The organism is Segatella copri DSM 18205 (assembly GCF_025151535.1).
In the GTDB taxonomy this organism is placed as follows: Bacteria; Bacteroidota; Bacteroidia; order Bacteroidales; family Bacteroidaceae; genus Prevotella; species Prevotella copri.
In genome coordinates this window covers 1,872,702-1,888,826 of the sequence record NZ_CP102288.1, presented here as the reverse complement: position 1 = coordinate 1,888,826, position 16,125 = coordinate 1,872,702, and the positions used below count along the sequence as shown (strand labels likewise).

Annotated in this window: 13 protein-coding genes, 2 tRNA genes and 1 pseudogene; 8 read left to right on the top strand and 8 right to left on the bottom strand. The window is 45.8% G+C overall.

Annotated elements, in window-relative coordinates; all coding sequences use genetic code 11:
• Window positions 1-36: 36 nt before the first annotated feature.
• On the bottom strand, window positions 37-801 hold the full coding sequence (locus NQ544_RS08035; RefSeq protein WP_006847146.1) for a ParA family protein: 765 nt from the start codon (window positions 799-801) through the stop codon (window positions 37-39).
• A 100-nt stretch (window positions 802-901) separates the two neighbouring features.
• On the opposite strand from NQ544_RS08035, the gene surE reads away from it, so the two are divergent.
• The 3 genes and pseudogenes from surE (at window position 902) to NQ544_RS08020 (ending at window position 3,452) form a co-directional block, all read left to right on the top strand.
• The gene (surE, locus tag NQ544_RS08030) at window positions 902-1,666 is read left to right on the top strand and encodes a 5'/3'-nucleotidase SurE (protein ID WP_050758587.1); all 765 of its coding nucleotides are present in this window, start codon (window positions 902-904) and stop codon (window positions 1,664-1,666) included.
• Window positions 1,663-2,805: pseudogene (gene lpxB / locus NQ544_RS08025) on the top strand (lipid-A-disaccharide synthase); the annotation flags it as partial. The gene surE and the pseudogene lpxB, both read left to right, overlap by 4 nt.
• Window positions 2,806-3,281: 476 nt before the next feature.
• Entirely contained in the window at window positions 3,282-3,452 is a 171-nt protein-coding gene (locus tag NQ544_RS08020; protein ID WP_006847149.1) for a hypothetical protein, read from the top strand.
• 274 nt (window positions 3,453-3,726) lie between these two features.
• On the opposite strand, the gene NQ544_RS08015 is transcribed toward NQ544_RS08020, so the two are convergent.
• The 3 genes from NQ544_RS08015 to rsfS form a co-directional block, all read right to left on the bottom strand.
• Window positions 3,727-4,593, bottom strand: a complete 867-nt coding sequence (locus NQ544_RS08015; RefSeq protein WP_006847150.1) for a phosphatidate cytidylyltransferase — start codon at window positions 4,591-4,593, stop codon at window positions 3,727-3,729.
• A gap of 11 nt (window positions 4,594-4,604) precedes the next feature.
• Window positions 4,605-6,692 carry an ATP-dependent zinc metalloprotease FtsH gene (gene ftsH / locus NQ544_RS08010; protein WP_006847151.1) on the bottom strand — a complete coding sequence of 696 codons (2,088 nt, stop codon included), beginning with the start codon at window positions 6,690-6,692 and terminating at the stop codon, window positions 4,605-4,607.
• A gap of 70 nt (window positions 6,693-6,762) precedes the next feature.
• Window positions 6,763-7,122, bottom strand: coding sequence for a ribosome silencing factor (rsfS, locus tag NQ544_RS08005; protein ID WP_006847152.1), 360 nt, complete (start codon window positions 7,120-7,122; stop codon window positions 6,763-6,765).
• Between the two features lie 212 nt (window positions 7,123-7,334).
• Here rsfS and NQ544_RS08000 point away from each other — a divergent pair.
• Window positions 7,335-7,405, top strand: a tRNA-Gln gene (locus tag NQ544_RS08000).
• Window positions 7,406-7,430: 25 nt separating this feature from the next.
• Window positions 7,431-7,501 (top strand) — tRNA-Gln (locus NQ544_RS07995).
• Between the two features lie 118 nt (window positions 7,502-7,619).
• Here the strand turns inward: NQ544_RS07995 and NQ544_RS07990 are convergent.
• From NQ544_RS07990 to NQ544_RS07975, 4 genes are all read right to left on the bottom strand, one after another.
• Window positions 7,620-9,389, bottom strand: a complete 1,770-nt coding sequence (locus NQ544_RS07990; protein ID WP_006847153.1) for a DUF349 domain-containing protein — start codon at window positions 9,387-9,389, stop codon at window positions 7,620-7,622.
• A 235-nt stretch (window positions 9,390-9,624) separates the two neighbouring features.
• The gene (locus NQ544_RS07985) at window positions 9,625-10,551 is read right to left on the bottom strand and encodes a magnesium transporter CorA family protein (protein WP_006847154.1); all 927 of its coding nucleotides are present in this window, start codon (window positions 10,549-10,551) and stop codon (window positions 9,625-9,627) included.
• Between the two features lie 318 nt (window positions 10,552-10,869).
• Window positions 10,870-12,333, bottom strand: a complete 1,464-nt coding sequence (locus tag NQ544_RS07980; protein WP_006847156.1) for an aminoacyl-histidine dipeptidase — start codon at window positions 12,331-12,333, stop codon at window positions 10,870-10,872.
• Between the two features lie 95 nt (window positions 12,334-12,428).
• Window positions 12,429-13,421 (bottom strand): lysylphosphatidylglycerol synthase transmembrane domain-containing protein, encoded by a 993-nt coding sequence (locus NQ544_RS07975; RefSeq protein WP_006847157.1) that lies wholly within the window; start codon window positions 13,419-13,421, stop codon window positions 12,429-12,431.
• A gap of 229 nt (window positions 13,422-13,650) precedes the next feature.
• Between NQ544_RS07975 and rsmA the strand changes: the two genes are divergently transcribed.
• The 3 genes from rsmA to rsgA all read left to right on the top strand — a co-directional run bounded on the left by rsmA (window position 13,651) and on the right by rsgA (window position 16,081).
• The gene (gene rsmA / locus NQ544_RS07970) at window positions 13,651-14,463 is read left to right on the top strand and encodes a 16S rRNA (adenine(1518)-N(6)/adenine(1519)-N(6))-dimethyltransferase RsmA (RefSeq protein ID WP_006847158.1); all 813 of its coding nucleotides are present in this window, start codon (window positions 13,651-13,653) and stop codon (window positions 14,461-14,463) included.
• Between the two features lie 90 nt (window positions 14,464-14,553).
• The gene (frr, locus tag NQ544_RS07965) at window positions 14,554-15,114 is read left to right on the top strand and encodes a ribosome recycling factor (RefSeq protein ID WP_006847159.1); all 561 of its coding nucleotides are present in this window, start codon (window positions 14,554-14,556) and stop codon (window positions 15,112-15,114) included.
• Between the two features lie 34 nt (window positions 15,115-15,148).
• Window positions 15,149-16,081, top strand: coding sequence for a ribosome small subunit-dependent GTPase A (gene rsgA / locus NQ544_RS07960; protein ID WP_006847160.1), 933 nt, complete (start codon window positions 15,149-15,151; stop codon window positions 16,079-16,081).
• Window positions 16,082-16,125 lie beyond the last annotated feature (44 nt).

The following is a 16,125-nucleotide window of genomic DNA, read 5'->3' as shown; positions in this document are numbered from 1 at the left end:
ACATTGAACTTTCTAAGAGGGTTCAATTTCCAAATCTTAACTATTCTTGTTGATAATCTCCTTTGCCAAGGCCAGATGGTTCTTGGCTCCATTGCTTTCTGCATCGTAAAGGATAACTGGGAGACCATGGCTCGGACTCTCGCTCAGCTTCACGTTGCGCTGGATAACGGTCTTGAACACCAATTCCTGGAAGTGGCGTTTCACCTCGTCGTATATCTGGTTGGCAAGGCGTAGACGACTATCATACATGGTGAGCAGGAAACCTTCTATCTCGAGTTTCGGATTCAGCTTACTCTTGATGATCTTGATGGTATTGAGCAATTTGCTGATACCTTCAAGAGCGAAATATTCACATTGAACTGGGATGATGACACTGTCGGCTGCTGTCAACGAATTGACGGTGATGAGGCCGAGCGAAGGCGAACAGTCTATCAGGATGTAGTCGTATTCGTCACGGATAGGCTGCAGTAAAGTCTTAATCACCTTTTCGCGATTTTTTAGATTCAGCATCTCTATCTCGGCACCTACCAGGTCGATATGACTAGGTATGATGTCGAGTCCATCAATGTCGGTGGTGTAGATGGCATCGCACACGTCTGCATGGTTGATGATGCATTCGTAGAGCGAGCAGTCTACCTCGCTGATATCCACGCCCAATCCACTGGAAGCGTTTGCCTGTGGGTCGGCGTCCACTACGAGTACCGTTTTCTCTAGCGTGGCAAGCGATGCTGCCAAGTTAATGGTGGTAGTAGTCTTTCCTACACCGCCTTTTTGGTTAGCTAATGCGATGATTATTCCCATTTTCTTAGTAAATTTTCGGCAAAGATACAAAAATATTGTGAGAAAGTCGCTATCTTTAAAGGTTTTTTCGTACTTTTGCACCAAAAAGAAAGATATTTTTATGGAAAATAAGAAACCGTTAGTATTAATTTCGAATGATGATGGCTATCATGCCAATGGAATCAAGACCCTGGTGAGCTTTCTGAAAGACTGGTGCGACCTGCTGGTTGTAGCACCGGAAAGTGCCCGTTCTGGATTCGCCTGTGCCTTCTCGGCTACTACTCCCTTGCGCCTGAAGCGTCGCCACAATATGGGGAATGATGTGGAGGTTTGGTCATGTAGCGGCACACCGGTTGACTGTGTGAAACTGGCGTTGGATCAGTTTCTTGCTGATCGCAAGCCTGATCTGATTATCGGCGGTATCAATCATGGTGACAATTCGAGCGTGAATAATCATTATTCGGGAACTATGGGTGTAGCTAAGGAGGGCTGTATGCAGCATATTCCAAGCATAGCCTTCAGCAGTTGCAATTATGATGAAAATGCTGATCTCACCCCTTTGCGCGATGGGGTACTGAAGGTTGTGAAGATGGTGCTGGAGAAGGGATTGCCAGAATATACCTGTCTGAATGTCAACTTCCCGGCTTTGCCTCCGTTCAAGGGTTTCAAGGGTTGCCGGATGACTCATGGCTCCTGGATCAATGAGGTGGATCATCGCACTCATCCGCATGGATATGATTATTATTGGATGGTGGGTGAATACCGTAATGACGAACCGGAGGCAACGGATACCGACCAGTGGGCTGTGAATCATGGTTACATCGCTATTACCCCAACTAAGATTGATGTAACGGATTATGATTGGTTAAAGAATTTTGAATTATGAAGTATTACCTGATAGTAGGCGAGGCTAGTGGAGATTTGCATGCCAGCAGATTGATGCGCTCGTTGAAAAAAATAGACGAGTTTGCTGAATTCCGTTTCTTCGGCGGTGATTTGATGGCTGCTGAAGGTGGCACTCGCGTCAAGCATTTTAAGGAGTTGGCTTATATGGGTTTTGTGCCTGTACTGCTACATTTAGGTACCATCTTTTCGAACCTGAAGAGATGCAAGGAAGATATTGTGAAATGGAAACCGGATGTAGTGATACTGGTAGATTATCCGGGATTTAATCTCAAGATAGCTAAGTTCTTGAAAAAGAACACCAATATCCCTGCCTATTATTACATTTCTCCTAAGATATGGGCATGGAAGGAGTGGCGGATCCGCAGCATTAAACGTGATATCGCTGAACTCTTCTCTATCTTGCCATTCGAGGTGCCGTTCTTCGAAAAGAAGCACCGTTATCCTATTCACTATGTAGGTAATCCTACGGCTCAGGAAGTAGGGGAGTTCAGGTCGGGATATCATCAGAGTTTTACGGAGTTCTGTCAGGAGAATAATCTTGACACCTATCGTCCTGTTATCGCTTTGCTGGCAGGAAGCCGTCTGCAGGAAATCAAAGACAATCTGCCGGCGATGATTGAGGTGGCTGAGCGTTTTGAAGATTATCAGATGGTGCTTGCCGGTGCTCCTTCGATAGACGATGCTTATTATGAGAAGTTTATCAAAGGTACACCTGTCAAACTGGTGCGTAACAAGACTTATCCGCTCTTGTCGCATGCTACGGCAGCTCTTGTTACCAGTGGTACTGCAACTTTAGAGACGGCTCTTTTCGATGTGCCTCAGGTGGTATGTTATGAAACACCTGTACCTCATCTCATCCGTTTCTGTTTCAAGCATATCATCAAGGTGAAGTTTATCTCGCTGGTGAATCTTATCGCCAATAAGGAGATTGTGCCGGAGATGCTTGCCGACCGCTTTTCGGTTGATGGTATTGCCAACGAACTTTATCAGATTCTTCCGGGAGAACCTGGCAGGGATAAGATGTTGGCAGAATATCAGGAAGTTCGAACTCAGTTAGGCGATAAGGTTGCGCCGGATGAGGCTGCGGGCATCATGTTTGATCTTCTGGTTAAGCGTAGGGAAATGCTTCTCCGTATGGCTCGTGAACGTGCTGAAGCTGAAGCCAAAGCTGCAGCTGAGGCTGCAGAACGTGCGCGACAGAAGGCGATAGCTGAAGCCGAGGCTGCTAAGAAACGTGCCGAAGAGGAAGCTTTGGCGGCGCAGAAGCGAGCAGAAGAAGAGGCTGAACTGGCAAGAATAAGAGCAGAAAAAGCCCGACTGGCGGCTGAGGCTAAGGCACGTGAGGCTCAGCAGCGTGTTGCCCAGGCACAGTATGAGGCGCAGGAAGCCCAGAAGGGTGAACGCTTTGAAGAAGAACAGGAAAAAGGTGAAATGTTTTGATAAAAAGCAATCTCTTTCAGTTCTGTGGCGGATATCAATCCGCTGCAGAACTGCTGACTAAGGCAGATTTGTAATCTGCTACCTATGTAGGAGTATTAGCTATCCTAAAAAAACAAACCCAAAAATATATATTTAATTTTAAACCCTAAAAAAAAATGAAAAAACTACTGACTCTCATTTGTGCCCTCTTTTGTATGGCACAAGTGTGTGCAGCAAACCCTGTAAAGCAATGGGGACAGTTGCAGGTAAAAGGTGCGCAGCTTTGCGACCAGAGTGGTAATCCTGTAGTGTTGAGAGGCGTGAGTCTGGGATGGCACAACATCTAGCCTCGGTTCTACAACAAAAATGCGGTGAAATGGCTTGTGCAAGACTGGCATGCCAACATCATCAGAGCAGCCATGGGGCAAGATGGTGAAGCAGGCACTGAAGAAATATAACAGATAACAGCATAGTTTATCGCAACTACTTTCGTGAGCCAACGAAGCTACTTGTGTTTTTTATGGTGATATGAAAAAAAAGGCAGGGGTTCTTTGAGGAATCCCTGCCTTTCTTTGTGCTTGGCCAAACTGCAGGTTTGGCCTTTATCTCATAAAAGATGTATTATCCAAACAACTGGATGGTGTATAGGTAGATTACTGCTGCCGGTATCGCCATGAGCGAAGAGTCGAAGCGGTCGAGCATGCCTCCATGTCCTGGCAAGATGTTGCCGCTATCCTTTACGCCGAGGGTACGCTTGAAGAGGCTTTCTACCAAATCGCCCCATGTGCCGAAGAATACCACAACCAGACCTAAACCTTCCCAACCGAGAATGCTGAGACGGTGGGCTTCGCCATCGTTGGCGATATAGCCGATGATACCTGCTGCTATCAGTACGAATATGCCTCCGCCTATGCTGCCTTCCCAACTCTTGGCTGGACTGATGCGTGGAAAGAGCTTATGCTTGCCGAAAAGCGAACCGCTGCAATAGGCACCGGTATCATTGGTCCAGAGGAAAATGAAAATGCTCAAAGGCAGCAGCATGTCGTAATGTATCTGACCATCGAAAGCTGATGTCTCGAAACTCAATACATTGATCATCGAGAAAGGCAAGGCGATGTACAACTGAGAGAGCATAGTGTAAGCCCAATCGTTGATGGCATCCTTGTTGCCTGTATACAGTTCGCTGATGAAGAGATAGAGGATGGTGAGCAGATAAGGTACGAAAACCACGAAATTGCCCACAATGCCCATGCGGAAACCAGCCACGGCAAGGAAGAAGTAAACACCCGCCACGGTGCAGATGAAACGGTTTACCGTAACATTCTCCTTCTGGTTAACTAATCCGCAATACTCCCAGATGCTCAATCCTGTAATGAGGGCGAACAGGATAACCATTGCCCTGGGATTGAGAAAGCAAGATACCATGCACACCACGAAAAATACGCCTGTGATGGATCTTATCACTAGATTTTTCTGTTTGTCAGTCATATCGGTTTGTTTTATTCGTTCTTGTTTTCTTCCGAACCTTCATCCTTCTTGGAAGTCTCATCAGAATCAGCATTCTTCTTCTGGTTCTCTTCATGCTCCTTGATGGCAGCCTGAACTTCAGGAAGTTCCTTTACGGCGTCATCGTCTATCTTAGGCTGTTCGTCTTCCATGATTTCCTGCGAACGGCTCAACCAAGGGCGCTTGCCAAAGATATGTTCTACGTCTTCTGCCATAATCACCTCTTTCTTGATCAGAAGTTCTGCTAAGGCATTGTGGCCTTCCTTGTGCTCCATCAGGATGTTCTTGGCACGGGTATACTGTTCGTTAACAATCTTCAGAACTTCCTGGTCTATCTCGCGGGCTGTAGACTCAGAGTACGGACGCTGGAATGCATATTCGTTCCGGTTGTAAAAGCAGATGTTTGGCAACGTCTTGCTCATACCGAGATAAGCTACCATACCATAAGCACTCTTTGTGGCGCGCTCCAGGTCGTTCATGGCTCCTGACGAAATATGACCGGTGAAGAGTTCTTCTGCGGCACGTCCACCCATTAATGAACACATCTCGTCGAGCATCTGTTCCTTGGTGGTTATCTGGCGCTCTTCTGGCAGATACCATGCAGCACCGAGAGCCTGACCACGAGGCACGATGGTAACCTTGATGAGAGGGTTGGCATACTGGCAGAACCATGAGATGGTTGCGTGGCCTGCTTCGTGGAGAGCGATGCTACGCTTCTCGTCGGCAGTCATCACCTTAGTCTTCTTCTCCAGACCGCCTACAATACGGTCTACTGCATCGAGGAAATCCTGTTTGCAAACAGCCTTCTTGTCGTGGCGTGCAGCAATGAGGGCTGCCTCGTTACAAACGTTGGCAATATCTGCACCCGAGAACCCTGGAGTCTGACGGGCCAGTAGATCAACATCTACTGTTTCGTCTATCTTGATAGGTTTGAGATGAACCAGGAAGATAGCCTTACGTTCGTTCAAACCAGGGAGATCTACGTGAATTTCGCGGTCGAAACGTCCGGCACGGAGCAAGGCGCTGTCGAGCATGTCTACACGGTTGGTAGCTGCAAGGATGATGACACCACTGTTGGTACCGAAACCATCCATCTCTGTAAGGAGAGCGTTCAAGGTGTTCTCGCGCTCATCATTACCACCCATGGCTGGGTTCTTGCTGCGGGCACGGCCTACAGCATCAATCTCATCGATAAAGATGATACAAGGTGATTTCTCTTTAGCCTGGCGGAACAGGTCGCGTACACGTGAGGCACCTACACCTACGAACATTTCAACGAAGTCGGAACCGCTCATGGAGAAGAAAGGTACGCCAGCCTCGCCGGCAACAGCCTTAGCCAAGAGGGTCTTACCAGTTCCCGGAGGGCCTACGAGAAGGGCTCCCTTTGGAATTTTACCACCCAAGTCGGTATATTTTTGTGGGTTTTTCAGGAAGTCTACAATTTCCTTCACTTCCTGCTTGGCACCTTCCTGTCCGGCCACATCCTTAAAGGTGATGCCGATGGCATTTCCCTTTTCGTACATCTTAGCTTTGCTTTTGCCCACGCTGAAGATGCCGCCCATACCGCCGCTGCCCATACCGCCGCTGAATCTTCCAGACATCCAAAGGATGAAGAATACGAAGAAGAGCAGAGGTGCCAGATTGAAGAGCGTGCTTAAGAAGTCGTTATCCTTCTGGTTGTCGTAGCTGAAGGAGCGTATCTTCTTTTCCTTCAACATCTGGTTGGCATAGCGTTCCACTTCGTCAACCGAGCCGAACTGTACTTTTACGTATGGGTTAGGACCTACAGACTTTGCCGGCATATTGTATACATCGCGCGTATATTTCGGGTTGATGTATATCTTGAGGGTGCTTTCTGTTTTATTGGCCACAACACTGAGCACATAACCCTTGTCTACATACTGTTTGAACTGGGTGTATGTGGCTTCCTTGGCAGCGCTGCCTCCAATCGCATCGCCTCCTCCTGTAAAGAAGAGGATGATCATGGTGATGAGGCAGATGGTGAAAAGCCAGGTCATATTAAATCGTGGCATCTTTGGTCCGCCATTGCCACGAGGCTTCATATTATTGCTTTGTTCCATTTTATTTTATATGTATAACTTTTAGTCGAAAAACAATGTCTGATCCATCATGTAGGATGGGAGAGACTGACTAGTCGAGATCAGGTATATGGGTAAGCTTTGCATCCTCCCATAAATGTTCGAGGTCGTAATAAGCACGTACTTCCGGAAGGAAGATGTGTACTAATACGTCAACAAAGTCCATTGCCACCCACTGGTCGTTGCCGAGACCTGCTACATTTACAGGTTTTTCTTTCAGATTCTTGCGCACGATATCTCCCACAGAACCTGCGATAGCTTCAACCTGAGTAGGGCTTCCTCCCTGGCAGATGATGAAGTACTTGGCAATGCTTCCATCGATTTCTGTCAGGTCGGCGATAACAATGTCTTGACCTTTCTTTTCTTGTATACCTTCTTTAATAGTCTCTACGAGTTGTTTAACTGTGTTCATTTATCTTTTCTTTCTTACTTAATTTATATTCTCTATTTTTCTGCAAAGATACATTATTATAATGGAAAATCGACTTAAAAGGCAAAAAAAATGTGGAAAATTAAAGAAATTGCGCTTTTTTTAGAAAAAAGTGCCGAAAAATTTTGTAGGTTCAAAAAAAACTAGTACCTTTGCACTCGCAATCGAGAAAAGAACATTTCGTTTGCTGATATTGGGATATGGTGTAATGGTAACACTACAGATTCTGGTCCTGTCATTCCTGGTTCGAGTCCGGGTATCCCAACAATCAAAAAGTTCTATTTTAAGTTTGGGATATGGTGTAATGGTAACACTACAGATTCTGGTCCTGTCATTCCTGGTTCGAGTCCGGGTATCCCAACTCATATGGTAAGGCATCTTTCAGTAATGAAAGATGTTTTTTTTTGTTTATAGAAATTCTGTTTTATGGAGTATTCATAACAATAACCCCTAGAGCTTTCGCCCTGGGGGTATTGCATTTATTTCTTCTCGGCATCAATAGCCTTGATTTTCTGCTTTACCATTTCGAGGTCAGCCTTGAGTTTCTCAATCTTACGGTTCATTTCTTCTACCAGACTATTGCCCTTCTTGCTGGCCGTATTGAAGAAACCGAGGTTGTTCTCGTAGGTAGTAATCTCGCTGCGCAACTGGTCGTAGCGGCGCAAGAGTTTGCCACGCTCATTGCCGAGTGCATTGCCGCCTTCCTTGGCAACATTCTTCAAGTTGTTCTTGAAGTTGTCGAAGTGGCGCTTTGCGTTGGTGGCATGAAGTTTCTCGTAGGCTGCATCGATAGCCTCATGATACTCTTTATAGACCTTGTCTTTCTCTTTGAAAGGAACGTGTCCGATTGCACTGTATTGCTTAGCAAGATCTTTGAGCTTCTTTTGGAAATCGTTGTCTGAAATCTCTGCAACTACAAGTTCCTTGAGCTGGGCAATAATGTTGCGCTTCTTGTCCAGATTGGCATGTTCCTCGCTGCGTGAACCGGCATTTTGCTTGTTGCGGGCTTCGAAGAACTTGTTGCAGGTATCCAGAAATTCCTTCCAGAGCAATTCGCCTTGTTTATGAGGTACGGTACCCACCTTCTTCCATTCTTTCTGAAGAGCGATGAACTTGTCGCCAGTCTTCTTCCAGTCTGTACTGTCAGCCAGTTCCTTTGCCTTGTTTACGAGTTGCTGTTTCTTTTCGAGATTGGCAGAGTAGGTATCTTTCAATCCTTTGAAGAATTCTGCCTTTTTGTTGAAGAATTCATCGTTGGCGATGCGGAAACGCTCGAAAATCTTGACGTTCATCTTCTGAGGGGCAAAACCGATAGTGCGCCACTCTTTCTGAATCTCTATGATTTCCTGAGTAACCTTCTCCCAGTCCTTAGCAGTCTTGTATTCTTCTTGGTTGGCAGCCTCTACCTTTTCGCAGAGGGCAGTTTTCTTGGCGAGGTTTTCCTCTTCCTTGGCACGCAGGTCTTCGAAGTGCTGCTGGTGCTTCTTGTTGATAACAGTGCTGGCAGCCTTGAAACGCTCCCAAATCTGTTCTCTCAACTCCTTGGCAACAGGACCAATCTCACGATATTGCTGGTGGAGGTCCTGAAGCTGGTGGAAGGCAGAAATAACATCCTCTTCCTCATTGAGCTTCTCTGCAGCCTCGCAGAGTTTGGTCTTGGCTTCAAGATTCTTCTTGAAATCATATTCGCGGGCTTCGCTGTTCAACTTGAGCATGTCGTAGAACTGCTCTACATAGAGCTGGTAGTTCTTCCATACCTCGTTTGCCTTGTCTGCAGGGATGTTCTTGATTTCCTTCCATTCCTGCTGCAAGGCCTTGAAGTCCTGATATGATTTGTTGGCCTCTTCCGGTGAGGTGGTCATGGCCTTTATCTTTTCGATAATTTCCTCTTTTTTGCGGAGATTATCTTGTTTTTCTTCTTCTTGGGCCAGGAAGATCTTGGCTCTTTTCTCCTTGATGAGTTGCATCTCAGCCTTGAAGGCTTCTTCGGTGTCATCCGGTAGAAGGATATACTTCTCTGGGTCACCGCCTTTTGCGAGATACTCTTTCATCTGTGCGTCTCTTTCTGCGAGATGAATCTTGTAGAAAGTAGTCTTGAGTAGGTCGAGTTCCTCCTTGTTTGGATTTTCGCTGCTATGAGCGATTTCCTTTACTCTTTCGAGCACTTCCTGCTTGGTGGCATAAGCCTTCTTGGCAGGGTCTTCCAGGGTGCTCTGCTGCAACAGAGCTTTTTCTTGAGAGTCCATCATGTCACTTTGTTTAGTTTATGATTCGAGTTTCTTGGGCCGGTAGTCGCTTATCCGCAATTCGACCCCATACAAAATTATATTATTAATAAGTTGCAAACTTAAAAAAAAAAATCGAATATCTTGCCATGATATTCGATTTTTTAATTTTTTTTGTATTTATAATTGCCTTTTTCTTGCTAATCATCGTTTTATGTGCTCTTTCGGGCTACTTAATGCATATCAGAGTGGAATATGCTTAGAGCAGGCGCTTGTATCTGAGGAAGCCCCATGAAAGTGCAGAAACGATCACGGAGATAACCAGGGCAATGGCAAATCCGTAATGGCTGTCTTCCATACCGTTGATTAAGTTCATACCGAACAATGAGGAAATCAGCGTAGGCAACATCATGACGATACTGATACTGGTCAAGGTACGCATCGTGGTATTCATGTTGTTGTTGATGATGCTCGAATAGGTATCCATCGTCGACTCCAGAATGTCGGAGTAGATGCTTGTGGTTTCGCGTGCCTGTGTCATCTCGATGTTTACGTCTTCAATGAGGTCGGCATCAAGTTCGTCTACCTGCAGCTTGAACTTCAACTTAGACAGGAGATTCTCGTTGCCTCGGATAGAGGTGATGAAGTAGGTAAGGGAGTCCTGCAGGCGGCTCAGGCCAATCAGGCTCTCATTGTTCACACCATGATCGAGGTTTCGTTTTGCTTTTTCTATGAGCGAATTGATCTGTTTCAATCGCTTCAGATACCAAACCGCTGATGAAAGGAAGAGACGGAAGGTCATGTCTACATAGTCGGTGAACCCCTCGCTGCGCTTCTGCTGGTAGCTTACGAAATCAATCATCATGTTGGTTTCGTAATAGCATACGGTGATGGTAACATCGCGCTTATGGATGATACCCAGAGGCACTGTGGTGTATGGGGTACGGCTGCGTATTTCCTTGACATAAGGGATACGGAGGATGATGAGCATCCAGCCATCGTCATATTCATAGCGGGCACGCTCATCGGTATCGCTGATATCCGAGAGGAAATAATCAGGGATCTTGAATTCTTCTTCCAGCAAGCGCTGGTCTTCATCAGTTGGACATGTTACTTGTATCCAGCAGTTTGGCTGCCACTCATTGAGTACAGTCAGATTCTTGTCTATATTCCAATAAGTCTTCATAGTTTGCTAATCTCCACATAATAAAAGTTTGGGGTATGGAGACTAGCGCTTGGGTACGGCCTACTGAAAGGCTTCATCGTTGCTGAATCTCCACGCCTTACAATTCATTATTGTTCTCCGCGTGATAATCGTCCATTTTGGTGTTATTTTAATGAAACTTATGCAAGTGAATTTGTATGATCTGCTACAGAGATTTTACAAGACTTGCGAAATCGACTGCAAAGGTAATGATTTCTTTTGAAAACTGGAACAAAAAAGCCGAGAATTTTCACTCTCGGCTTTCTTTTTTAATCTTTTTGTAATTTCGTTCCCCATTTTTTACTTTGCTGGAATCTCTGTCAGGAGCTGCTTGACAAGGTTCCAGAAAGGAGCAACGCAACTGATCTGGCAACGCTCATTGGCTGTGTGAGGACTAAGAAGAGTAGGACCGAATGATACGACATCGAGGTTAGGATACTTGCTCAGGATGATAGAGCACTCCAGACCTGCGTGAACAGCCTGTACCTTACCGTCTGTGCCGTTCTGCTCTTTGTAAACCTTCAATACGTGTTCCAGAATGTCGCTCTTAGGGTTAGGATTCCATCCCATATAGCTGCCGCTGAATTCAACCTTCATGCCTGCCATGTTGAAACAGCTCTCTACCATTGTGGCAAGATACATCTTGTAGTATTCGTGGCTGGAACGGGCCAGAATCTTGATGGCAGCCTTGCCGTCACCAATCTCAACGATTGCGAGGTTTGAAGAGGTCTCTACGATTTCTGGCATAGATGGAGCCATACGCAATACGCCATCGTGGCAAGCGTAGATTGCATCTACAAGATTATCCTGGATTTCGGCAGGAACCTGCATCTTTGGAGTCTCTACATTCTCAGCGAAGAACTCGATGTTCTCAGTTGTTTCAATGCCTTCGAACTCATCACAGATTTCGTCCTTCCAGTCTGCTACCAGGTCATTCAAAGCTTCAATGTTCTCCTTAGGCAGGGTCAGAACAACCTCAGCCTGGAATGGGATGGCATTGCGCATGTTGCCACCCTGCCATGAAGCTAGACGGGCATCGAGTTCTGAAATAGCTTCACGCACAAAACGAACCATGCACTTGTTGGCATTCGCTCTGCCTTCGTTGATTTCGATACCGGAGTGACCGCCTTTCAATCCCTTGAGGGTTACCTTAACGGCAGCATCTTCCTTGTCGGTTTCTACCTCTTTATAATCGAGAGTTGCTGTGATGTCGATACCGCCAGCGCTACCGATAACGAACTCGCCCCAAACCTCGGTATCGAAGTTCAAGAGAATGTCACCGTTCAGTTCGCCTGCTGGGAGATCGTTGGCACCATACATGCCTGTCTCTTCATCGGCGGTAATCAAGCCCTCGATAGGACCATGCTGCAAATCTTTTGATTCCATTACAGCCATGATTGTAGCTACGCCAAGTCCGTCGTCGCTACCGAGTGTTGTATGATTAGCACGTACCCAGTCGCCATCGATGATGGTTTCGATAGGGTCAGTTTCGAAATTATGCTTGCTGTCTGGTGCTTTCTGTGGAACCATGTCCATGTGCGCCTGCATAATAACGCCTTTGCGGTTCTCCATACCTGGAGTTGCAGGTTTGCGCATCACGATGTTGCCTGCTGGGTCTTGGAAAGCCTCTACACCTGCTTCTTTTGCCCAATCGAGCAAATAAGCCTGAATTTTTTCCAAATGTCCAGATGGACGTGGAACTTGTGTTAACTTGTCAAAGTTACGCCAGATTTCAACTGGGTTCAAATTCTTAATGTCAGCCATATTTATTTAATTTAAAATTTATAGTTAATAGTTTATAGGGCATTCTCGCTATACGGCGTAGCCGCTATCAACTATTAACTTTTAACTCTTAACTTTTATCTTTTAACTTTCCCGGTAAACGCCAGTGCTATCCAGGCATAGATTCCCAAAAGGACTACAAGCAGGGTTTGTACGGAGTGTACGATGAGAACGAAGAAGAGGGCATCGTTTGCCTGAATGCCATAGAGTATGAGCATTGTCTTGACAGCAAAATGCCAAGGTCCGGCTCCGTTAGGAGTTGGTACGATGACCGCTATGCTGCCCACGATGAATGTCACCAAACCGCACATCAGATTGAGATGGGAGGTTGCCTCGAAGCATTGGAAGGTGAGATAGTAGTGGAAGAAATAGCTCAACCAGATGCCCAGTGTAAGGGCGATGTAGAGCGGTACATTTCTGACACCTTTCAGCGAGATGATACCTTGCCAGAGTCCTCCCAGTGTTGCTTTCACCTTATTATATATAGCGAGTCGCTTGAGCAGATAGTGAGCCAGGATGAGTACTGCTATGCCACAGATAGCGGTCACAATGTAACCTGTGGCTGTAAACTGGCAGAGTAAACTGTCCATGCTCGTACCTGTTTTCTCAAAGAAATTGAGGAATACCGGAATCTGCATCACAAAGACCAGCGCCGTAATCAGCAGCACGAGGAGTGAATCGATGGCTCTTTCTGTAACGACGGTACCCAAGGCTTTCGGAAACGAAACATCATCCCATTTCTTCAATACGCCGCATCTGGCAAACTCGCCCGCACGAGGAATTACAAGACTCAGAGCATAGGACAGGAAGATGGAGTAGATGCTGATACTGGAGCGGGCCTTCTCGCCTAATGGTTCCAGCGACTGTTTCCATCTCCATCCTCTGAACACCTGGGCAGAGATGCCAAAAGGGAACGACAGCAGCATCCAGGTCCAACTCATCTTGTGAAGCAGAACATCTTCTACTTGCTTGAAGTCGAATCCGCGATACATCCAATAAAGGATGGCGCCACCCAGAATGAGCGACAAAGCCACCTTCCATATGTTGTTTGCTATCTTCTTTATATCCATAATTAGATGCAAAGATAATACTTTTATTGACAATATCGTTCGAATCTGCATATTTTTAGCATAAATAAACGCTTGGGCGCCATTTATGGCTAAAAGTATAGCCTTTTTTTAAAGAAACAAGTGGCTCTTTCCCTTTTTTTATCCAAAAAGATAAAAAAAATCGCATACTTCGTGTGGATTCTCAAAAAATAATCGTATTTTTGCAAAATATATAATATAAAGATAAGATATGAAAGCTGTAAAGCCTAAGAAGAATCTCGGTCAGCACTTCTTGACCGACCTCAATATAGCAAAGCGCATCGCCGATACGGTGGATGCCTGCCCGGATATACCTGTTCTCGAAATAGGACCAGGTATGGGCGTTCTTACCCAATATCTCGTAGAGAAACCAAGAGTCGTCAAGGCAGTGGAAATCGACTCGGAGTCGGTGGCGTATCTTCATGAGAATTTCCCGACACTCAAGGATAATATTATCGGTGAAGACTTCCTGAGAATGGATTTGAACCAGATATTCGATGGAAAGCAGTTTGTACTGACAGGCAATTATCCATACGATATCTCATCGCAGATATTCTTCAAGATGCTTGATTACAAAGACCTCATTCCTTGCTGTACCGGAATGATCCAGCGCGAGGTGGCATTGCGTATGGCTTCAGAACCAGGTAACAAAGCCTATGGTATCCTCAGTGTGCTCATCCAGGCATGGTATGATGTGGAATATCTCTTTACGGTAGATGAGAATGTGTTCAACCCACCTCCAAAGGTAAAGAGTGCGGTAATCCGCATGACTCGCAACAAGGTGACTGACCTTGGCTGTGATGAAAAACTGTTTAAGCGTCTGGTTAAGACGGTCTTCAACCAGCGTCGCAAGATGCTCCGTGTAAGCCTTAAGCAGATGTTCCCAGGTGTAACCCCACGCGAGGAGTTCTTCACCACCGACATCATGACCAAGCGCCCTGAGCAGCTCACTATCCAACAGTTTGTAGAACTCACCAACTATGTGGGCGAAGAACTCAAGAGATTGGGGATAGTTAAGAGTTAATAGATAATAGTTAAAAGTTGATAGGGGGCTACGCTATATAGCTAGAATGCCTTATAAACTATAAATTGTAAATTATAAATTGAAATAATTATGATAGACGTTAAAGAAACTTTGAATTCTGCAGCAGAGCGTATGGAGATGGCAGCAATGTATCTCGCAGAGGAACTCTCTCATGTTCGTGCTGGTCGTGCTAATGTTGCCATCCTCGATGGTGTGCGTGTAAATAGTTATGGCAGTATGGTTCCTCTGAACCAGGTAGCTACAGTTACAACCCCTGATGCCCGTACTATCGCTATCCGCCCTTGGGACAAAAAGGCTATCAAGGATATCGAAAAAGCTATTATGGATAGTGGTGTAGGTATCACTCCTGAGAACAATGGCGAAATCGTACGTCTGGGTATTCCTCAGCCAACAGGTGAGCGCCGTAAGGAACTCGTAAAGCAGTGTAACAAGATTGCTGAGCGTGCTAAGATTGAGGTGCGCAACGTGCGCCAGGAAATCAAGGAGAAGTTGAAGAAAGCTATCAAGGATGGACTTTCTGAAGACTTGGAGAAGGATGCTGAGAACGATTTGCAGAAACTCCACGACAAGTACATCAAGCAGCTCGAAAACCTGATGGACGAGAAGGAGAAGGAAATCATGACAGTCTAAATCATTCTGGACTTACATTATTTAATAAGTGATAATGAGAGGACTCGTTATTAAAAATACAGGCAGCTGGTACACCGTCAAGACAGACGATGGCCAGCTGATTGAAAGTAAAATCAAGGGCAATTTCAGATTGAAGGGCATCCGCAGCACCAATCCTGTGGCTGTAGGCGATTATGTGCAGCTTATTACCAATCAGGAGGGTACGGCATTTATCTCTTCTATCGAAGACCGCCAAAACTATATCATTCGTAAATCACCTAACCTCAGTAAGCAGAGTCATATTCTGGCTGCTAATGTAGACCAGGCACTGCTTGTGGTAACGGTGAATTATCCGCAGACTTCTACTACCTTCATCGACCGATTCCTGGCTGGCGCTGAGGCCTATAGAGTACCTGTTATCATCATCTTCAATAAAAGTGACATACTTTCAGAAGAAGAATTGCATTACGAGAAGATGATGTGCACGCTCTATGAGACCATCGGATATAAATGTATCGAATTGTCGGCAGCTACAGGCGAAGGTGTTGAACTGTTGCGACCTCTTATCAAGGATAAGAAATCTTTGTTGAGCGGCAACAGCGGGGTAGGAAAGTCAACCCTCATCAACCAGCTCATTCCTGATGCGGAGCAGCGTACCGCCGAAATCAGCGAGGCGCATAATAGCGGAATGCATACCACAACCTTCAGTGAGATGCTGGAACTGCCGGAAGGTGGTTACCTCATTGATACTCCGGGCATCAAGGGCTTTGGTACCTTTGATATCGAAAAGGAAGAGCTGACCAGCTATTTTAAGGAAATCTTCAAGTTCTCTCAGGATTGTAAGTTCTCCGACTGTACCCATACCCACGAACCGGGGTGCGCGGTAATCAAGGCGGTTGAGGAACATTATATTGCAGCTAGCCGCTATCAGAGTTATCTCTCTATGTTGGAGGATAAGGACGAAAATAAATACAGGGAGGCTTTTTGATAGTGAAGAGTGAAGAACGAAGAGAGAAGAAATTTAAAAAACAT